The following is a 19,579-nucleotide window of genomic DNA, read 5'->3' as shown; positions in this document are numbered from 1 at the left end:
CAACTAATACCTAATTTTCTCAGAACCCATGCAGCTTATTCTCAAGCCAGAAACTCTACGGCTTCGTATTGCCAACCGTATCCGTCTTTCTTCAGAATTACAAGATGTTTTGACCACAACGGTGGCAGAATTACGCTCATTTCTTAGAAGCGATCGCGTCAAGATTTACAAATTTCATCCGGATCAAAGCGGTCAAGTGATCGCGGAATCTGTGGATAGTAATAAGTTACCTTCGCTACTGGGGCTAAATTTTCCCGCCGATGATATTCCGCCTGAAGCCAGAGAACTGTTTATCAACTCACGGGTGCGCTCAATAGTGAATGTTGATACTCAACAAATTGGTCGCATTCCCCTATGTGAAGATTTGGAAGACGAAGCAAATTTCTCTGAAAAAGACTTTTACCGTCCGGTAGATCCCTGTCATGTGGAATACCTGACGGCGATGGGAGTTAAGTCCTCTGTTGTAGTCCCGATTATGCATCAAAAACAACTTTGGGGACTTTTGGTATCTCATGACTCGGAATCTCGTTTAATTCCAGAATCAGAATTAGATGTGGTACAGATGGTAGTTGATCAACTTTCCTTAGCGATCGCTCAAAGTACCCTGATCACCCAAGCTCAGGAAAAAGCTACAAGGGAAACTACCATAAAACGTATTGCTACCCTACTGCATTCATTACCCACAATTGAGTATCAGTCAGCTTTAGCAGAAACCATCGCTGCTTTCGGTGGTTCTGGTGGTAGGCTTTGCATGAAAAATCCAGTCGTGATGGAAAGCTTTGGGAATTGCTTGCAACTTGATAATGAGCATATCAAGGTTTATGCCTATGGCAAACAACCTGTGATCCCAGAGCAAGCAAAATACAGACATATGGAACAATATAACGTCTGGCAGGAACGCTACAAATCTGGTAAATATCATATTTGGGCGATATCAGACGTCTATAAAATTCCTGGTTTGCGAACTTTGCAAGTTGCTTTTCGAGCTACCAAAATTCGCAGCATTTTAATGATTCCACTCAATTATCGCCAAGAATTGCTAGGATACTTAAGTATTTTCCGGGACGAAGTTGAAACAAAAATCCTCTGGGCGGGGGAATTTGACCCTGATGGACGACAACTGTATCCCCGTCAATCCTTTGAAGTTTGGCAAGAATCGAAAGCCGCACAACCTCGTGAGTGGAGTGTCGAAGAAGTAGAATTAGCACGAGAGTTAGGTCAACAATTTGCCTTTGCAATTCACGAAAACGAGCAATCTCAACAGATACGAATGCTTGTTACCAACGCCAGCACTCAAGTCCAACAAGATACTACCAACTTAGAACAATCCATCAAACAACAACAAGCCCTTTCAGAGGTGATTGCTAAAATCAGAACCTCCCTTGATATTGAGACGATTTTTCAAACGACTAGCAAGGAAGTTTGTCAATTATTGCAGGCTGATCGTGTGAGTGTATATCGCTTCAACAGTGATTGGGGTGGTGAATTTGTCGGTGATTATGAGGTGAGTAACCCAGAGTGGTTACATTTATCTCAACTTGGCGTCAATACAGTTTGGAACGATACTTATTTACAACAAACACAAGGGGGACGTTACCGCGACAATCAGACACTGGCGGTGGATGATATTTATCAAATGAAATTTGAGCAATGTCACATCCAGCTTTTGGAACAGTTTCAGATTAAAGCCTTTGCGATTGCTCCGATTTTTGTTGGCGAACAACTTTGGGGTTTACTCGCTGCTTATCAACACTCAGCCCCCCGCCATTGGGAATCTTCTGACATTCACTTCCTAACTCAAACAGCAACCCAACTAGGAGTAGCACTCCAGCAAGCTGAATTACTTGCAAAAACAAAACAACAGGCTGTTGAATTGCAAAAGGCAGCAGAACAACAGCAGTTATTATTAGATGTAGTTACAAAAATTCGCGCCTCTCTCGAACTAGGGACAATTTTTCAAACGACTACCAAAGAACTTTGTCAATTACTGCAAGCTGATCGCGTGAGTGTTTATCGCTTCAACAATGATTGGAGTGGTGAATTTGTCGGTAGTTTTGAAGCGGCTAATCCAGAGTGGTCAAATTTGAGCAAACTAGGCGTCAATACAGTTTGGCATGATACTTATTTACAAGAAACACAAGGGGGACGCTATCGCCATAATCAAACATGCGTCGTTGATGACATTTATCAAATGGAATTTACTCCCTGTCATCTTGATATTTTAGAGCAGTTTCAGATCAAAGCCTTTGCGATCGCTCCGATTTTTGTCGGTCAAAAACTTTGGGGTTTGCTAGCTATGTATCAACACTCAGCCCCTCGCCATTGGGATTCATCTGACATTAAATTCCTCAGTCAAATAGCAGCCCAACTTGGAATGGCACTTCAGCAAGTTGAATTACTTGCCAAAACCCAACAACAAGCAGGTGATTTACGAAAAGCACTCGATGATTTGCAAGCTACGGGAGAACAAAAACAGTTCTTGATTAGAGTTGTGGAAAAGATGCGGAAGTCTTTGACATTTTCTGGATACGATCACAATATCGGGGAAAATTCATCACTTAAGTAAAGTTTTGGACTGTTACCATGTTTTACTCATGGAAAACAGCATGAAATTTTATTTTACTAACTTGGCAGTTTTTGAAATGAGATATTACCAAATTACAGCAGGGTAAATGACTCTAAATATCACTATTAGCATCTACCATAAAAATTTATTTATTTGTCATCGCGGTATCTGCTTGTGATTTTACCGACAATAAGAAAGGAATCGCTAATAGTTGACTGACTACAGAAAAAATAATTAAAACAGTAATTGACCAATCGTATAAAACACCCATCAGAGTACTACCTAAAAACCATGCCAAACCATAGCCAGCACTGAATATTCCATAAGCAGAAGCCCGTTTGTATTTTGGTACAATTCCAGCAATCGTAGCTTTTAAAATTGATTCTTGAGCGCCCATACCAATCCCCCACAAAATCATACCTGTAAGGGCAAAACTCGTGTTACCTGAAAAAGTTAATGGTGCAAATAAGCAGGAAATCAGCACTGCTAAAATCAAGATAAATATTCCACTGCGATCAAATAATCGCCCAAATATCAGTGCTGCTACAGCATCGACACCCATCGCCAATGCATAAATTAAAGGAATTATTAACCCAGAAGCAATATCTTGCTTTTGTAAGTGATAGGCAATTAGGGGAAAGTCTGCATATCCAGCTGCTACAAGAGCAACAGCACCCAAATAAATCCAAAAAACTTGTGGTAATTTTTCCTGCTGTTGGCTAGTTGTTTCTTTTTCTAAATCTTGGGGGTTTGGATATAAATGAGGCAATATCAACAGCATCATTAAACCCAAAATTGCTGGCACGATGAGAATTAGAAAACTATTCTGATAACCACCCTGAAAATACAAAACAGCCGCAACAGCTAAAGGCCCCATCACTGCACCAGTTTGATCCATCGCTTCATGCAGTCCAAAGCCAAAGCCTCTACCAATTTGGCTGACGCCGTGAGACAGCAGTGCATCGCGGGGTGGTGTGCGAATAGCTTTACCCGTGCGTTCAGCTATCATCAAACCAGCTGCAACTTCCCATCTACCTGCTAAAGCTAAAAGGGGGACGACAGCTGTATTTATAAAGTAACCAATAGTAGTGATATTCCAATATTGATGTGTTCTGTCACTCAAATAACCAATTCCAAGACGCAAGCCGTAACCAACTAATTCCCCAAATCCAGCTATTAAGCCGACTAAAGTGCCACTTGCTCCCAAAGTTTCGAGATACGCACCTGTAATGCTACGCGCTCCCTCATAAGTAGCATCCGCACATAAACTAACAAAACCAAGTAAGATTACAAACTTTAAGGCAGTGGTGTTTTTTCCCATTCCCTGAATCTTTTTGATGTTTTACCCTTCTCATTAAATCATTAGATTTTGCCAAAAACCGTTTGGGTAAAACAGCCTTTATCTGTTTTCTATGTTTGGAATAAAGCTTTTTGACTTTTGACTTCCGTAGACTGCTACGTCAGCATTCTTCAATTATTCGTGAACAACAAGATCCCCGACTTCTGCTGTCTAAATATAACCACACCAATATATTTAATAAACTTACCAGTATTTTTACTGAAGACAAACTTATTAAATAAACTGAAAAATAGTTTATATTTGCTGTTCATGCATGAAAAAAACATGCAGTTCTAACACTTTAATTTTTGAATACCAGTTGCCATCCTTGTAGATAGTGGCATTAGTTATTTTACTGATATTTTTTAATAAAAAAATGACCCTATATCAGGAACAAAACCTGCAAGTAAATCTTGAACAAAAAGACTTGTTGCGTCGCATTACTAACCGTATTCGTCGCTCATTAGAATTACAAGAAATTTTGACAACAACTGTGGCTGAGGTTCGCTCATTTCTCGGTACAGAGCGAGTCATGATTTACAAGTTTCATGCTGATGATAGTGGTCAGGTAATTGCTGAGTCAATCAATGACAACAAATTACCATCATTATTAGGGTTAAATTTTCCTGCGGATGATATTCCTTCCCATGCTCGTGAATTATTTATCAAGTCACGGGTGCGTTCGGTTGTCGATCTTGATCATCAGCAGATTGGCCAAAGTATAGTGCGTGACTTGGATACTGGTGAGATTGTATCTGAGGATATTCGTTACCGTCCTATAGATCCTTGCCATGTTGAGTATCTCAAAGCGATGGGGGTCAAATCGACCATTGTAGTGCCAGTGATCCATCAAGATAAACTTTGGGGTTTGTTAGTTTCTCATCATTCCTTGTCAAGGTCGGTGAGCGAATATGAAATTGAAGTGTTACAAATGGTCGTCGAACACCTATCAGTGGCGATCGCTCATAGTGAGCTTCTCGCTCAAGCCCGTGATCAAGCCGAGCGGGAAATAAATATAAACCGCATTGCTACCTTATTGCATTCACTACCTGCGATCGCATTACAGTCAGCCTTAGAAACAGCAATTGCGATCTTTGGTGGTTCTGGTGGTAGGCTTTGCGTGAGAGATGATTCCTCAAATTTTCACAATAGCCACACCAGAAGCTTAAGCGAGTGTTTAAAACCTGGAAATGATTATGTCAATCTTTATACATCTGGTCAGCAGCCTATAATTCCACAACAAACGCTCTACGCGTTTCTAGAACAATATAGTGTCTGGCAAGAATATTACAAGTCTGGCGAGTATGATGTTTGGGCGATTTCAGATATCTATGAAACTCCTGGCTTACGTACCTTACAACCAGCTTTTGCAGCAACTAAAATTCGTAGCATGTTGATGATACCGCTTGAATATCGTCAGCAGTTACTCGGTTATTTAAGTATTTTCCGTGATGAAATAGATACAGAAAAACTTTGGGCTGGAGAGTTTGATCCTGATGGTCGGCAACAATATCCTCGCCTATCCTTTGAAGTTTGGCGTGAGTCTAAAAAGGCACAAGCTCCCAAATGGACATTAACAGAGATTGAATTGGCTAGAGAAATTGGTAAACAATTTGCTTCCGCAATTCAGCAATATATATTGTACCAAAAAATACAATATTTCAACGCGAACCTAGAAAAGCAAGTGCAACAACGCACACAGCAGCTGCAACAAGCAACAGAACAACAACAAATTTTATTTGAAGTCGTTGCGAAAATGCGAGAATCGCTTGATTTGGATACTATTTTTGCTGCAAGTGTCCGAGAAATGCGTCGCTCTATAAATGCTGATCGAGTAGGAATATTTCGCTTTGCTTTGAATTCCAATTTCAATGAAGGCAAATTTGTTTCAGAAGATGTGTCGCCAGATTTTCCTTCTGCTCTAGATGCCAAAATTCATGATCACTGTTTTGGCGAACAGTATGCTACCTACTATGCCCAAGGACGAATTCAAGCAGTAGCTGACATCTACAATGCTGGATTACAAGAGTGTCACATTCAAGTTCTGGCAAAATATCAGATTAGAGCCAACTTAGTTGTACCACTATCCAAAGGCGATCAACTTTGGGGCTTACTCTGCATTCACCAGTGTACTCAAACCCGGCAATGGCAACCATCAGAAATTCAGTTTACTACCCAAGTTGCAGCCCAACTGAGTGTGGCAATTGAACAAGCTGATCTACTTACTCAAACTAGGCTACAAGCAGAACAACTAGCTCAAGCACTACATAATCTCCAACAAATGCAAATCCAGTTGATTCAGAGCGAAAAAATGTCTTCCCTCGGTCAACTAGTGGCAGGTATTGCCCACGAAATCAACAACCCTGTTAATTTCATTCATGGCAATCTCAACTATGTTAATGACTATGCTGAAGATTTACTAGATATGCTGGCTCTCTATCAACAGCATAGCCATGATCTCAATCCAGAAATTTGTGAGCGAGCAGAAGCAATCGACTTAGATTTTCTGATTGAGGATTTGCCTAAGATGCTACATTCTATGCAAATAGGCACCGAACGCATCCTTCAAATTGTCCTGTCTCTACGAAATTTTTCCAGGCTTGACCAGGCGGAAATGAAGCCTGTCGATATTCACGAAGGAATTGACAATACACTACTGATTTTACAATATCGCCTCAAGGCTAAACCAGAAGGCTGTGCTATCCAGGTCATTAAAGAATATACTGATTTACCTTTGATTGAATGTTATGCCGGACAAATAAATCAAGTTTTTATGAATGTTTTAAGTAATGCGATCGATGCCCTAGAGCAGCAAAGGCAGTCTATGTCGCAAACTCATATTCCCACAATTACGATCAGAACAACTATTGGTAAACTTCCTGGCAATATCCCTAGTGTAGTCATTAGCATTGCTGATAATGGCCCTGGCATATCACAAGAAACTATTAATCGTATCTTCGATCCTTTTTTCACCACTAAGCCAGTAGGTAAAGGTACTGGCTTAGGACTTTCTATTAGTTACCAAATAATTGTGGATAAACACGGTGGTGTTTTTAAATGTGATTCACGTCCAGGGTTCGGTACAGAGTTCTGGATTGAAATTCCGATGCAACAGCAAGGATACAGGCATAATTAAAATTTGTGCTTCTGTCTGTTGAAACTTTAATTACGCAGCTGTACAGGCATAGCTAAATAGGTCATTTTCAAACCACCCAAAGGAGTAAAAATAACCGGAGTCAGATTTGTATTCATCTGCATCAAAATTTCGGAAGCTGGCAAAGCTTTTAAGCCTTCCATTAAATATTTAATGTTAAAAGCTATATCTATATCTTCTCCTGATATCTGGGCTGGCATTGATTCCATTGCACTACCGACATCCTGAGATTCCACAGATAAGGTAATTTCTTGAGCATCGCCATTAACGCTGACTTTCACCAAGTTATTCTTTTGGTCTGCAAGTACAGCAATTCGTTCTAAACTACTTAATAATTGCTTTCTTTCTAATGTCAATTCTCTTTGAAATTGTTTGGGAATGAGTAGATGGTAAGCAGGATACTGCCCTTCTAAAGTACGGCTAGTTAAGCGTTGATGCTGCCATTCAAACACCACTTGACCTTGATCAAAATACAAAGCCACAGATTCTTCAGATTCAGAACTATGAGCTAACATCCGCTCTAATTCCCGTAAGGCTCTTGCTGGTACTGTTACTTCTAAACTATCTTCGCTACTAGCATCTGGACTCTCATTTGTAGTTTCTACCACTGCGAGACGATGTCCATCGGTAGCGGCAAATTCTAGGGTATCTTGCTTAACTGTTAAATGTACGCCAGTCAGTACTTGCTTAGTTTCATCTGCACTAGTAGCAAACAATGAACCCCGCAAACCCTCAATTAGTGTAGTGGCACTGAACTGCATAGGTTGAGTATTTTCAATTACGGGTAATTCTGGAAACTCTTCGCCTCCCATTGCTCGCACCTGATAACGTCCGCTCTTCGGTGTGAGTGTGACAATTAAACCGCTATAGTCTGGTAAGTTCTCGCCTGTAGAAGATGATTCATCATCTAGGGTAATTTCTCCCTCTGGTAAACGAGAAACTATATCATTGAGTAGTTTTGCAGGCAAAGCGATCGCCCCTGGTTGTAACACCTCAGCACTGAAACTAGTGCGGATACCCAAACTCAAATCAAACGCTGTTAAGCTAACTTGATTGCTTTCAGCATCAGCCTGCAACAGCACATTCGCCAGAACTGGATGAGTGGGACGAGAAGGAACAGCACGGCTGGTTAATGAGAGGTGAGTACTGAGATCGCTTTGAGTACAAACGAGTTTCATGGTCAGAGTTAGCTGGTGTGCTTGGATATGGTAGCACTCTTAGGCAAGGATCGGGGATTGGGGGAGTGGGGATTGGGAATTGCTGGAAACTATAATTACTAACCACAAATGTGTGTAAATTGTGGAAAACTTGTGGAAAAGCTGGGATGTTTTTCCACAAGGTAATTATGCTCACTAAAGTTTTCCACAGAATCTCTATGAGTTTTCCACAGAATCTTTATGAATTTTCCACAATCTAATTTATTCTTAATAGTTTTTTATAGTTTACTTAATAATTTTAGTTGTTGGTCATTGGTCATTAGCTTTTCTTCCTTGTCCCCCTTGTCCCCCTTCCCTTGTCCTCCTTGCAATCTCCTACTTAGGGCGGCTTGTCAGATTAATGCGATCGCTTAGTTGACGTAGTGTTTGTGCCAAGTTTTTATCTGTTTCTTTTAATTGAGTAATTTTCTCACAACTGTACATAACTGTTGTGTGGTCTTTTCCACCAAATTCCTCTCCTATTCTAGGCAAACTTAAATCCGTGTGCTGCCGCATTAGATACATTCCTATCTGACGAGACCAACTAATTTCTCGCCGTCGCGAGTTGCCTTTCAGGTCTTCAATGGTAACATTAAACTCATCGGCAATAATTGTCAAAATAGTTTCCGGGGTTGCTTCTACTTTTTGAGTAGGAGGCTCTAATACTGGTGTGATATTTTCTACCGTCATAGATAAACCCCAAATAGAAACATATGCCAGCGCTCGAATAAAAGCTCCTTCCAATTCTCGAATATTCGAGGTGTAATTGGAGGCAATATATTCAATTACATCCTCCGGTAGACGGATATTTTCATACTCGGCTTTTTTTTGCAGAATCGCCATTCTCGTTTCTAAATCTGGCGGTTGGATATCAGCAATCAAGCCCATTGCAAACCGAGAACTGAGGCGTTCTTGCAGCCGAGGAATTTGATTAGGAGGGCGATCAGAAGCAATCACAACTTGCTTGCCAGCTTCATGTAAAGTATTAAATGTATGAAAAAACTCTTCTTGGGTATATTCTTTACCCTCAATAAACTGAATATCATCAACTAAAATCAAATCTGCTGCTCGGTAATGTTCGCGAAAACTTTGCATACTGTCTTTGCGAATAGCAGTGATTAAATCATTCGTAAACTGTTCGGTAGAAACATAGAATATTTTTGAATCTGGGCAAATTTCTAAGCGATAATGTCCGATCGCTTGCATGAGATGAGTTTTACCCAAACCCACACCACCGCACAAAAACAAGGGATTAAATTCTCTACCAGGTGATTCAGCAACGGCCAAAGCCGCAGCATGAGCCATACGATTATTGGCTCCGACTACAAATCGTGAAAAGGCATATTTAGGATTGAGTTCAGTAGTCTTCAGACGATTTTTAACAGCATAATCAGCAATATTACTCTGAGGAGATAATGATAAAGATGCTTCTTTGTCTGTAAACTGAGACACATCATCACCTTGAGCAACAGTAATATAAATTACTACAGGATAACCCAGAATATCCTGAACAACATTAGCAATTGTCTTAATGTAATATTTTTGCAGCCAATTACGGGCAAAGGGGTTGGGAGTACAAATTACTAAATAGTTATTTTCTAATCTTTCAGCGCTAGCAGTTTTGATCCAAGTTTCAAAGGTGGGACGGGATAGTTCTAGCTGCAAGCGTTCCAGAACCTGACTCCACAGACTATCTATGGGAATTGCCATTGTCTACCACCTTTGCTGCTAACCGTCACAATAATATAAGCAAAGACCAATTTAACATTTAGCCACTTTGAACCAGGAAGATGCTTTTAAGTTGTAATCTATTTTTGAACTGTTTTGGACTATTTGGACTCCCCCGGTAGGCAATATCCTATCACTCACTGATTCAGATGGAGAAGTAAGCACGGATGAAGAAAGCAGACAATAACTTGCAACAGAGAAATCTTGATACTGAATTAAGTAAGTTAACAGATGCAGTTTCAGAAGATGCGGAGATGGTTAGACACGGTGACGCGGAGACTGTGTTTAATAAATTCTCCGCGTCCCCGCGTCAGTTCGTTCCCGCGTCTTCTATCCGGTTACTGCTTATGGTAAGCGTAGCATTTATATCTATGACTGGCTGTAATCGTAACGTAAACATACCGAGAAATCAAACACCGAATTCTCAAGTCGAAAACCCGATTAGCGCCCCTGTTCCTGCTCCTCCCCCTATTTTGCAATCATCTGGAGATCCTAACTTTGTAGTGAATGTGGTGCAAAAGGTAGGACCAGCTGTGGTTCGCATTGATTCTGCTAGAACGATAACATCATCAAGATCGGATGACTTCGGTGATCCATTTTTACGGCGATTTTTTGGAGATGAACCGCAGCCTCGACAGCGAGTCGAGCGCGGTAGTGGCTCTGGTTTTATTATCAGTACCAATGGTCAAATTTTGACCAATTCTCATGTCGTCAATGGTGCTGATACGGTAACGGTAAGGTTAAAAGATGGTCGTACTTTTGACGGACGAGTAATAGGGGAAGATCCAGTCACTGACGTTGCTGTGGTGACAATTAGTACTAATAATTTGCCAACTATTGCTTTGGGTAATTCTGAGGGTTTGCAGCCAGGAGAAGCAGTCATTGCGATCGGTAATCCTTTGGGTTTAGACAATACCGTCACTTCTGGAATTATTAGTGCTACGGGACGTTCTGGTAGTGCTATCGGGGCTAGCGATAAACGTGTGGATTATATTCAAACTGACGCTGCGATTAATCCTGGTAACTCTGGTGGGCCTTTACTAAATAGTCGTGGGGAAGTCATCGGTATGAACACCGCCATCATTCGTGGCGCTCAAGGATTAGGTTTTGCTATTCCCATCAATACGGCTCAAAGAATCGCTCAAGAATTAATTGCTAATGGAAAAGTAGATCATCCCTATTTGGGTATTCAGATGGTGACGCTGACACCCGAAATTAAAGAAAGAATCGGTAAATTAGGCATTAATATCACAGCAGATAAAGGGGTTTTATTAATTGATGTCATTGCACGCTCTCCCGCAGCTAATGCTGGACTACGAGAAGGTGATGTGATTCAAAATATCAATAATCAGTCTGTCACTGATGTGGAACAAGTGCAAAAATTAGTAGAAAACAGTAAAATAGGAATCCCGTTACAATTAGAAGTACAACGCGATGGACGTAATTTGCAAGTTGCAGTCAGACCTGCTGCTTTGCCAGTTCAGCGTGAAAGTGAATAAATTATGAATGATCAAGATTTGATGATTGATCATTGTTAATGATCATATTAGGAGTTTTAAATAATGAGCGAAATGCTCTCAATAATTCAATTAGGTAATCCCATACTTCGTCAAAAAGCAGCTGAAGTTGAAAATATCCAAGACAAAACCATTCAGAAGCTGATTGACGATTTAATGGTTTCAGTTCGTGAAGCTAACGGTGTAGGCATTGCTGCTCCTCAGGTTGCTCAATCATATCGTGTCATGATTGTGGCGTCACGCCCTAATCTCAGGTATCCTCATGCTCCAGATATGGAACCCACAGCGATGATTAATCCCCGGATTATTGGTCATTCTAGTACTGTGAATAAAGATTGGGAAGGTTGCTTAAGCATTCCTGGGATCAGGGGTTTAGTACCAAGGTATGAGTCAGTAGAAGTTGAATACACAGACAGAAACGGCAAAAAACAAAGACAATTGTTAACTAATTTTGTGGCTCGTATCTTTCAACACGAATACGATCATTTTGATGGTATAGTGTTTCTAGACCGCTTAGAAAGCAATTTAGACATTGTCACTGATCAGGAATACCAAAAATTAGTAGTTAATAATATTTGACAAAAAATAATTCTAAAGAACTATACAAAACGTGGAAATTTAAGTTAAATTTAATCTGATGTTAACCTTTTGGCTTTGAGGTAGCTATTGGGTAAATGACAAAAACTATTAGTAGTCGCGAGGGGTTAAGTCAACCGCTGCAACCATCTTCTGGCTTAATCTTTGCTCATCAGCAAAGCGATGAAGTTCATAACCATAAGGGTGAAGTATCTACACGGTCAACAGCACAATCAATGCTTGGCAAGTTGAAAATTATTCATGTAACTCAAGGCCGCGTGCGAATCCGTGCCACTGACGTCAGTCATCACTCGATACTAGAAAGTTTATCCCGGCAATTACGGCAGCAGCATCATGGTGTAACGGAAGTTACGACTAATTATAAAACGAGCAGTTTGCTGGTTAAATTTGATGAAACTAGGCTATCTTTGCCACAGATGTTGGCAATACTGCGAAAGTTTGGCATTCAGCAATATCAAGCTGTTTCGGATTCACAAAATAATAGTGATCCCTTTGCTGCTTGGAAATCTGTAGAATTTTGGAAAGAGCAAGGACTTGCGTTTATTCCTTTATTTGCAGGGTTAGGAGTGACAGGGGCGATAGGAATTAACGGATTGGCAGCAATTCCGGTATACATGATTACAGCAGACGCCACCCGACGTGTGATTGACTATATAGAACCTCAATTATTGGGATCTAAAAAGAATAAAAAATTGAATACAGCTTCTGTAACTCAATCAATAACAAAACATCAAGTTACACCTCAAACCTCTTTAGCAAAAGTGGAGCAAATCACAGCCGTCAAACAAGAATTATTCCCAACAAAAAATGTGGACAATGCAAAGATTACTTACAACATTGTTCATGCAATTCCGGGACGTATTAGGATGAGCGTACCAAAACTCGCTTATGACCGAAATTACGCAAGACGCTTGGAGAGATTACTCGCAGATGATCCCCAAGTTACAAACGTACGTGTCAATTGTGATGCAGCCTCAGTGGCGATCGCCTATCAACCGCACAATATTAAAGCGTCTCGCTGGATTGATTTGATGCAACTAGCACAGGAGGAGACGACTGCACCGCCGCATGTTATTCATAAAGACGCGGGGACGCACAGACACTCTGATGTGCAGATGCAAGCAGAAAAACTAGTTACTCCTGCGCCAATCCAAGAAAAAGAATTCCAGACAACAAAAGTGGAATCAACGCCAGAGGTAACTGGCTTATGGGCTAATTTCAAAGCTCCAGCTTTGTCTTATGCTCTCGCCTTTATGGCGAACTTTCCGATTAATGCAGCCCCGGACTGAGGAGGGAGGAAAGCAATGGTTGGATCGATATTACGACTGGTATCTACCGCAGAAAAAAAAACCCAGATAAGAGTTACGCCGCAGACTGATCACACTCAGCAGAAATCGCCCCAAGAAGTCTACAGCATTACCTATGCAATGTCAGGACAGGTCGGGTTGTGCGTACCTCGTATTTCCAGAGATTCTAGATATTTGGAACGACTGAGGAAGTTGCTGCAAGCAGAAGCTTTAGTCACAAATGTACAAATCAATAGTACTGCTGCATCTGTGGTAGTGACTTACAACTGTGGAAAAATGTCAGATGAAGCGGTACGATCGCATTTAACTAATCTGATTCAGTGTGCAGTAGAAGAGCCAGTAACGATTCAACCAGGAAATTCCCACCCCCAAACTAGTCAAATCCAAAGGGAACAGAGCAAATCTACTGAACTTGCACAGGTCAAAGAAGCTTACAGCATTACCTGTGCAATGTCAGGACAAGTCGGGTTTTGCGTTCCTCGCATTTCCACAGATGATCAATATCAAGAGCGTCTTGTAAAATTGTTGAAAGCAGAGGCTTTGGTTACGAAGGTGCAAATAAATATCACTGCTGCGTCTATTGTGGTAATCTACAAATCTGGAGTTATGTCAGATTATGAGATGCGATCGCATCTAGTTAATCTGATTCAATCTGGCAGAGAACAGCCAGTAACGATACAACCAGCGAATTCATACCCAACAGTTAACCAAAGAGAAAATATACAACAACAAGAGCCGGAGAAATTACCAATTCTTCCAGTATCTTCCCATCCTCTGGTTACAAGACGTTTTAACGCCACTGCTGTTAAGGAAATTGCAGTTGCAAAAATTACAGAATGCAAATTTCTACCTAGTAGAAACTTGGCTCAAGCAAGTATAAACAAGCAAGCATCCTCCGAAATTCACAACGGTGGAAACCAGAATTCTTGTTTATCTACGTCAAAAGTCCTACCAGTGTCTGCGTCTCGCCCCCAGAAAACAGAACACAAAGCAAAGCAGCCAGCCAAAGTATCTTACAGCATTGCTCACGTCATTCCGGGAAGAATTCGTTTTCACGTACCTCGGATCGCTCGTGATCCCAAATATGTGCAATGCTTAGAGGCTTTGTTAAAAGCAGATCCAACAGTCATCGGCGAACGAGTCAACCGTGCTGCGGGATCAATAGTCATAACTTACAAATCTGCGGTGAAAGCCAATACCAGAGATCCGGATCGCAGTGTTTTGGAAGCTGCAATATCCCATTTAGCAAACCTGTTACAATCTGCTAGTGATGTAGCAGTTGCCTAACTGCAAGGAACCCAAAACCAGGAATTTTCAACCAAATACAGACTAGAAGACACGTTTGTAGTGAGGACTTCAGTCCTCAATGAGGACTAAAGTCCTCACTACGAACTATCTTCTCGTCGCCAATAAACCTCTTTGCAGGTTAAAGGATTTTTCAATTCCTTTAACCCTTCCCCCGACTTCTGCAAGAAGTCTAATGTTCACCAATATTTTTTTATGAGAGAGAAGCAATGGTACAAGTTAAGGTGGGTCTACCATCCTCCGCAGGTCAAGTTTCCCAACTGAATTTGACCCAAAAGCATGGGAAAGCCCATTTTATAGAATATAAGGGACATTCACGCACCCATCTTCCCAAAGTAGACTATACTGTTATCCATACAATTCCGGGAAGAATACGCTTACGAGTACCTCGCTTGCGTCATAATCCAGACTACGCACAACGTCTCCAAGTTCTGCTAGAAGCAGATGCGTTAGTCACATCCTTTCGACTCAAGCCAGCTGCTGCATCGGTTGCGGTTACTTATAACCCCAAAACAGTTTCAGAATTTAAGCTCCGCCATCATCTCGGCCATGTATTTCAATCCGCAGCAGAAGTTGTGGTTTTAAAGCCAACAACGCCAAAAATCACAAAAGAAACAGAGATATCTTGGCCTGGATTACAACTTTCTGGCGCTGCTACTGCTTTAGCTGTGCTGGGTGGTCCATTGGGTTTAACCATTCCGCCGGTTTTAATGGTAGGAACCATTTCTCTTGCTACCTTGCCTGTTCTCCAACGCGCTTGGAAAGGAATTATACTAGAGCGAAAACTAAATATAGACTTTTTGGATTTGATCGCGATCGCTATTACGACAATCCAAGGTCGATTTCTCGCACCAGCATTAATGCTGAGTTTAATTGATATTGGCGAAAAGATTCGCGATCGCACAGCTCGTTGTTCCGCACAGCAAACCTTAGATTTGCTCAGTTCCCTGGGACAATTCGCCTGGGTAGAACGAGATAGTGAAAAACAGCAAATACCCATTCACGAAGTGCAGCGCGGTGATATCGTCATTGTCTATCCAGGCGAACAAGTCCCTGTTGACGGTACGATCTTGCGGGGGAAAGCGCTGCTGGATGAACAAAAACTAACTGGCGAATCCGTACCTGTATTGAAAACCAAGGGACAAAACGTCTTCGCTTCTACCTTGGTACGAGAAGGACGCATGTATATTTTGACAGAACGAGTCGGCCATGATACACGCGCCGGCAAGAGCCTCCAGTTAATGGAACAAGCTCCCGTCCACGATACCCGCATGGAAAATTATGCAGCCACAGTAGCGCAAAAAACAGTATTGCCAACTTTGTTACTAGGAGCAACAGTATTTGCCCTGACTCGCAACCCAGCCAGAGCCGCCAGTGTCTTGACTCTGGACTTTGCTACGGGAATTCGGGTATCTGTACCAACTACAGTTTTGGCAGCCCTTACCTATGCCGCAAAACGCGGTGTTCTGATCCGCAGTGGTAGAGCGCTAGAGCAACTGGCACAGGTAGACACCATTATCTTTGATAAAACTGGTACTCTTACTCAAGGGGAAGCTGCTGTTGTTGGTGTGAAAAGTCTCAATCCTGATGTCTCTTCTCTAAGGGTACTGCAACTAGCTGCAACTGCTGAACAACGCCTAACTCACCCAGTTGCAGAAGCAGTTATGCGTTATGCCGAAGCTCACAACGTTGAGATGTTACCGCGTAGCAAGTGGGACTATCAGCTAGGCTTAGGTGTGAAAGCAGAGATCGACGGCGAAACAGTTTTTGTGGGTAGTGAACGTTTCCTGCGTCTTCAAGAAATAGACATGTCCGGTTTGGAGGGACACCAAAAACCGGCTTCGGCAATTTATGTTGGCAGCAATGATCAACTTTTGGGTATAATAGAATATAGTGACCTATTGCGTCCCGAAAGCCGCGAAGTCATTAGCAGACTGTTAACGGTGGAAAATGTGGAAGTACACATGCTCACCGGAGACAACCAGCAGACTGCTAATGCTGTAGCTGCCCAACTTGGCATTGCCCCAAGTCATACCCACGCCGAAGCTTTTCCTGAGCAAAAAGCAACAGTTGTCCGTGAATTACACGAACAAGGCAAGACAGTTGCATTTGTTGGCGATGGCATTAATGATTCACCTGCTTTAGCATACGCCGATGTTTCCGTTTCCTTCGCCAACGGTTCCGAGATTGCTCGTGAAACAGCAGACGTGGTACTGATGCACAATGATTTGCATGGCTTACTAGAAGCGATCGCGATCGCTCGCCAAACCAAGCAATTAATTCAGCAAAATACGGGCATTATTGCCATTCCTAACTTAGCTGCTTTGATGGTAGCCGTATTCTTTGGATTGAATCCTTTAGCAGCAACAGTAGTTAACAACGGTTCCACAGTTGTTGCGGGAATCAACGGTTTACGTCCACTTCTCAAACCAATAACTAGGGGTGTAGGGGAATAGGGGTATAAGGGTGTAGGGGACTCCACCCTTAAGGAATGGGGTTTTAAACAAAGACACCGTGTTTTTGGCGCTATGGGTTTCAAAACACATCTTTTTGTTTTTTCTCCTTCAAAGGAGAGGCTTCTAAGCAATATTTGGGACTCATGTTTCCCTTACACCCCTATACCCTTACCCCCGTCCCAAAGGGACTTGGTGAACTACCAACAAAATTCAAAATCTCTATCGACAGCAAGATGAAATATCCATCTCAAATGAATTAAGGTTAGAGGTTTTAATAGAAAGTTCAATTCACGTGAGGTTAATAAATAATGGCACCGAAAATTACTGACTTTGTAGAAGATGCTGGCGCACCTGGAATTATTGCAGGTATTGGTGCGGTCATTCTAGCACCTGTTGTGATTCCAGTAGTAGCAGGAGTTGGTAAACCAATTGCTAAGTCTTTGATCAAAGGTGGACTTGTGCTTTACGAAAAGAGCAAAGGAGCTTTTGCAGAATTAGGCGAAAGCTGGGAAGACATGGTAGCTGAAGCCAGAGCAGAACTTGCTGAATCTAAGCAACTGCCCGCTGTTGAAGCTGCTGATAATATATCTGACAATGGTGCATAACACAATTGCTAAATAAAAGTTAAAGGGCAAAGGGAAAAGCAAAGTTTTTCACTTTAGCCCTTTAACAATTTTGGATTTTGGATTGAATTCTCATTCAATTGGAATAAAATTTGTAATTACTCAAGGAGAGTGGTTACGTGTTGAAAAATGGTAATGGCAGTCTTACTCAGATGCCAAGAACAATGTCGAAAAAAATCATTAAAAGACGGCCTAAACCTATACTGACAAAAATTGTTAGTAATACTCCAGGTAGGTTACGTTTGCGAGTTGCTCATTCCCATCGCCAAAAGGAAGAAATGCAACGTCTCGCTAAAACCTTGGAGGCAAATCCTAGTATTAATGATGTGCGGATGAATGTTCATCAAGGGAGTATTACCATCCAGCACAATCGCGACGATGAGAGTTTCAAAAATGTTCTCGCTGCCCTATATGATTTAGGGATTATTTTTGCTGATATTACAGGTGGAAAATCCGAAGCAGCAGCAGGAGTATCAGATTCGATTGTTGATTTGAACAAGCGAGTCCACGATGCAACCAAGGGTTTAATTGACTTACGAATCATTATGCCCATAGGACTTGCTACCCTTTCTATTCGCCAATTACTCATCAAAGGTTTACAATTAGAAATTATTCCCTGGTATGTGTTGGCATGGTATGCATTTGATAGTTTTATCAAGCTGCATGGTAGTACAAACCAACCAACATCTACGAGTGAAGAATAAAATTAACTACCTACGCATAAACAGTACTAGCACCATTTTCCGGTAGTCTGTAAGACATTTTGTTGGAGAGTGGGAGAGATATAGTGGTAAGTGAAGAGGTAAAATCAAGTTCCAACAGATAATATGTGGCAGATATTGCCAGGGATGTAATTTTATTACTTATTACTTATTCCCCATTCCCTACTTTTTCAACTTAACAGTAGCGGAACGATGAAGTTTAGAAAGGAAAACGAAAACATCAGGAAAAAGGCGGAAAAAAGTATCTTTACAGGCTGCAACAAAAGAGTAGTGGGAAGCAAGATAGTCAATCGGCTCATCGGTAAACTGGATATTCGGATGAAGAACATGGTTTTCAAACTCTGCTTCACATCCTTTGTTAATTTTTAATGGTTCTCCTAAATCTGTACCATACTTGTAGTGCATCATCGCAATCATATGTCTGGGACTATCTGCATAGTTTGGCATACCTCGGTGCCAAAGTTGTGAGTGTCTAATCAACACACTCCCTTTGTTTGTATTGGCACGAATTGGTGGAGCAATTTTTCGGCGAGCTTCTAGAGCTGATGATTCGATTCGCGCACCAACATTTTTAACTAGATGCGTACCAGGCCATAACTCGATACTACCATTATGTTCGGTAATATCGATTAGTCCAAAATTAACTATTAATGCTGTATCAATACCATCTACATGAACTGGTTGTGTTCCACTTCCAGGACAGTTGGCGTTACCACTATAAAACTTGTTAAATGTACCTTCTCCAAGTATCTGCTTAGTCACTTGGACAGCAAATGGATTGCTTACTATCTCGCGAAAAACATAAGGAGCGAAAGGAGGAGGGATTTGTTTTAAATGTCCTTATCCTAGAGTCGGACAAATGACGACCCTAACGAGTAGAGACGTGCCATGACACGTCTCTACATTTGTACCTACCTATTTACATAGCTTAAACCACGTCTACTTTGAGAACTGTAGTTTTGTAGGTTGGGTGTAGCGACAGCGAAACCCAACATTATAGTCTGGTTAATGTTGGGTTACACTCCGTTCCACCCAACCTACATAATGTCCTTTTTGAAAAACTCCTCTT

At 41.4% G+C, this 19,579-nt stretch carries 13 protein-coding genes; 9 read left to right on the top strand and 4 right to left on the bottom strand.

The window, feature by feature from the left end:
* Positions 1–28: 28 nt before the first annotated feature.
* The gene (locus ACE1AT_RS24045) at positions 29–2,566 is read left to right on the top strand and encodes a GAF domain-containing protein (protein WP_374872982.1); all 2,538 of its coding nucleotides are present in this window, start codon (positions 29–31) and stop codon (positions 2,564–2,566) included.
* 145 nt (positions 2,567–2,711) lie between these two features.
* Here the strand turns inward: ACE1AT_RS24045 and ACE1AT_RS24040 are convergent, their stop codons facing one another.
* Positions 2,712–3,887 carry an MFS transporter gene (locus tag ACE1AT_RS24040; RefSeq protein ID WP_374872980.1) on the bottom strand — a complete coding sequence of 392 codons (1,176 nt, stop codon included), beginning with the start codon at positions 3,885–3,887 and terminating at the stop codon, positions 2,712–2,714.
* Between the two features lie 394 nt (positions 3,888–4,281).
* Here ACE1AT_RS24040 and ACE1AT_RS24035 point away from each other — a divergent pair, with 394 nt between their 5' ends.
* The gene (locus ACE1AT_RS24035) at positions 4,282–7,041 is read left to right on the top strand and encodes a GAF domain-containing protein (RefSeq protein WP_374872978.1); all 2,760 of its coding nucleotides are present in this window, start codon (positions 4,282–4,284) and stop codon (positions 7,039–7,041) included.
* Between the two features lie 26 nt (positions 7,042–7,067).
* On the opposite strand, the gene dnaN is transcribed toward ACE1AT_RS24035, so the two are convergent.
* A complete protein-coding gene (gene dnaN, locus ACE1AT_RS24030) occupies positions 7,068–8,237 on the bottom strand; it encodes a DNA polymerase III subunit beta (RefSeq protein ID WP_374872976.1) in 1,170 nt (389 codons plus the stop codon).
* Between the two features lie 354 nt (positions 8,238–8,591).
* Positions 8,592–9,965, bottom strand: coding sequence for a chromosomal replication initiator protein DnaA (gene dnaA, locus ACE1AT_RS24025; RefSeq protein ID WP_374872974.1), 1,374 nt, complete (start codon positions 9,963–9,965; stop codon positions 8,592–8,594).
* A 185-nt stretch (positions 9,966–10,150) separates the two neighbouring features.
* On the opposite strand from dnaA, the gene ACE1AT_RS24020 reads away from it, so the two are divergent.
* The 7 genes from ACE1AT_RS24020 (at position 10,151) to ACE1AT_RS23990 (ending at position 18,492) form a co-directional block, all read left to right on the top strand.
* Positions 10,151–11,482: an HhoA/HhoB/HtrA family serine endopeptidase gene (locus ACE1AT_RS24020; RefSeq protein WP_374872972.1), complete on the top strand. Its 1,332-nt coding sequence runs from the start codon at positions 10,151–10,153 to the stop codon at positions 11,480–11,482.
* Positions 11,483–11,545: 63 nt separating this feature from the next.
* Complete coding sequence (gene def, locus ACE1AT_RS24015) at positions 11,546–12,079, top strand: peptide deformylase (RefSeq protein WP_374872970.1); 534 nt, start codon at positions 11,546–11,548, stop codon at positions 12,077–12,079.
* 95 nt (positions 12,080–12,174) lie between these two features.
* Complete coding sequence (locus ACE1AT_RS24010; protein WP_374872968.1) at positions 12,175–13,386, top strand: HMA2 domain-containing protein; 1,212 nt, start codon at positions 12,175–12,177, stop codon at positions 13,384–13,386.
* 15 nt (positions 13,387–13,401) lie between these two features.
* Positions 13,402–14,691 (top strand): hypothetical protein, encoded by a 1,290-nt coding sequence (locus tag ACE1AT_RS24005; protein ID WP_374872966.1) that lies wholly within the window; start codon positions 13,402–13,404, stop codon positions 14,689–14,691.
* 227 nt (positions 14,692–14,918) lie between these two features.
* Positions 14,919–17,165 carry a heavy metal translocating P-type ATPase gene (locus ACE1AT_RS24000; protein ID WP_374872964.1) on the top strand — a complete coding sequence of 749 codons (2,247 nt, stop codon included), beginning with the start codon at positions 14,919–14,921 and terminating at the stop codon, positions 17,163–17,165.
* Between the two features lie 308 nt (positions 17,166–17,473).
* Positions 17,474–17,770, top strand: coding sequence for a DUF5132 domain-containing protein (locus ACE1AT_RS23995; protein WP_016860963.1), 297 nt, complete (start codon positions 17,474–17,476; stop codon positions 17,768–17,770).
* A 137-nt stretch (positions 17,771–17,907) separates the two neighbouring features.
* A complete protein-coding gene (locus ACE1AT_RS23990) occupies positions 17,908–18,492 on the top strand; it encodes an HMA2 domain-containing protein (RefSeq protein ID WP_374872962.1) in 585 nt (194 codons plus the stop codon).
* Positions 18,493–18,672: 180 nt separating this feature from the next.
* Here ACE1AT_RS23990 and ACE1AT_RS23985 read toward each other — a convergent pair whose 3' ends face one another.
* Positions 18,673–19,272, bottom strand: coding sequence for a phytanoyl-CoA dioxygenase family protein (locus tag ACE1AT_RS23985; RefSeq protein WP_374872960.1), 600 nt, complete (start codon positions 19,270–19,272; stop codon positions 18,673–18,675).
* Positions 19,273–19,579: the final 307 nt, after the last annotated feature.

Origin of the sequence: Pelatocladus sp. BLCC-F211, from assembly GCF_041928655.1 — a bacterium.
Lineage (GTDB): Bacteria > Cyanobacteriota > Cyanobacteriia > Cyanobacteriales > Nostocaceae > Pelatocladus.
The sequence above is the reverse complement of the archived record's forward strand: the minus strand, read 5'-3'. Positions and strand labels throughout refer to the sequence as shown.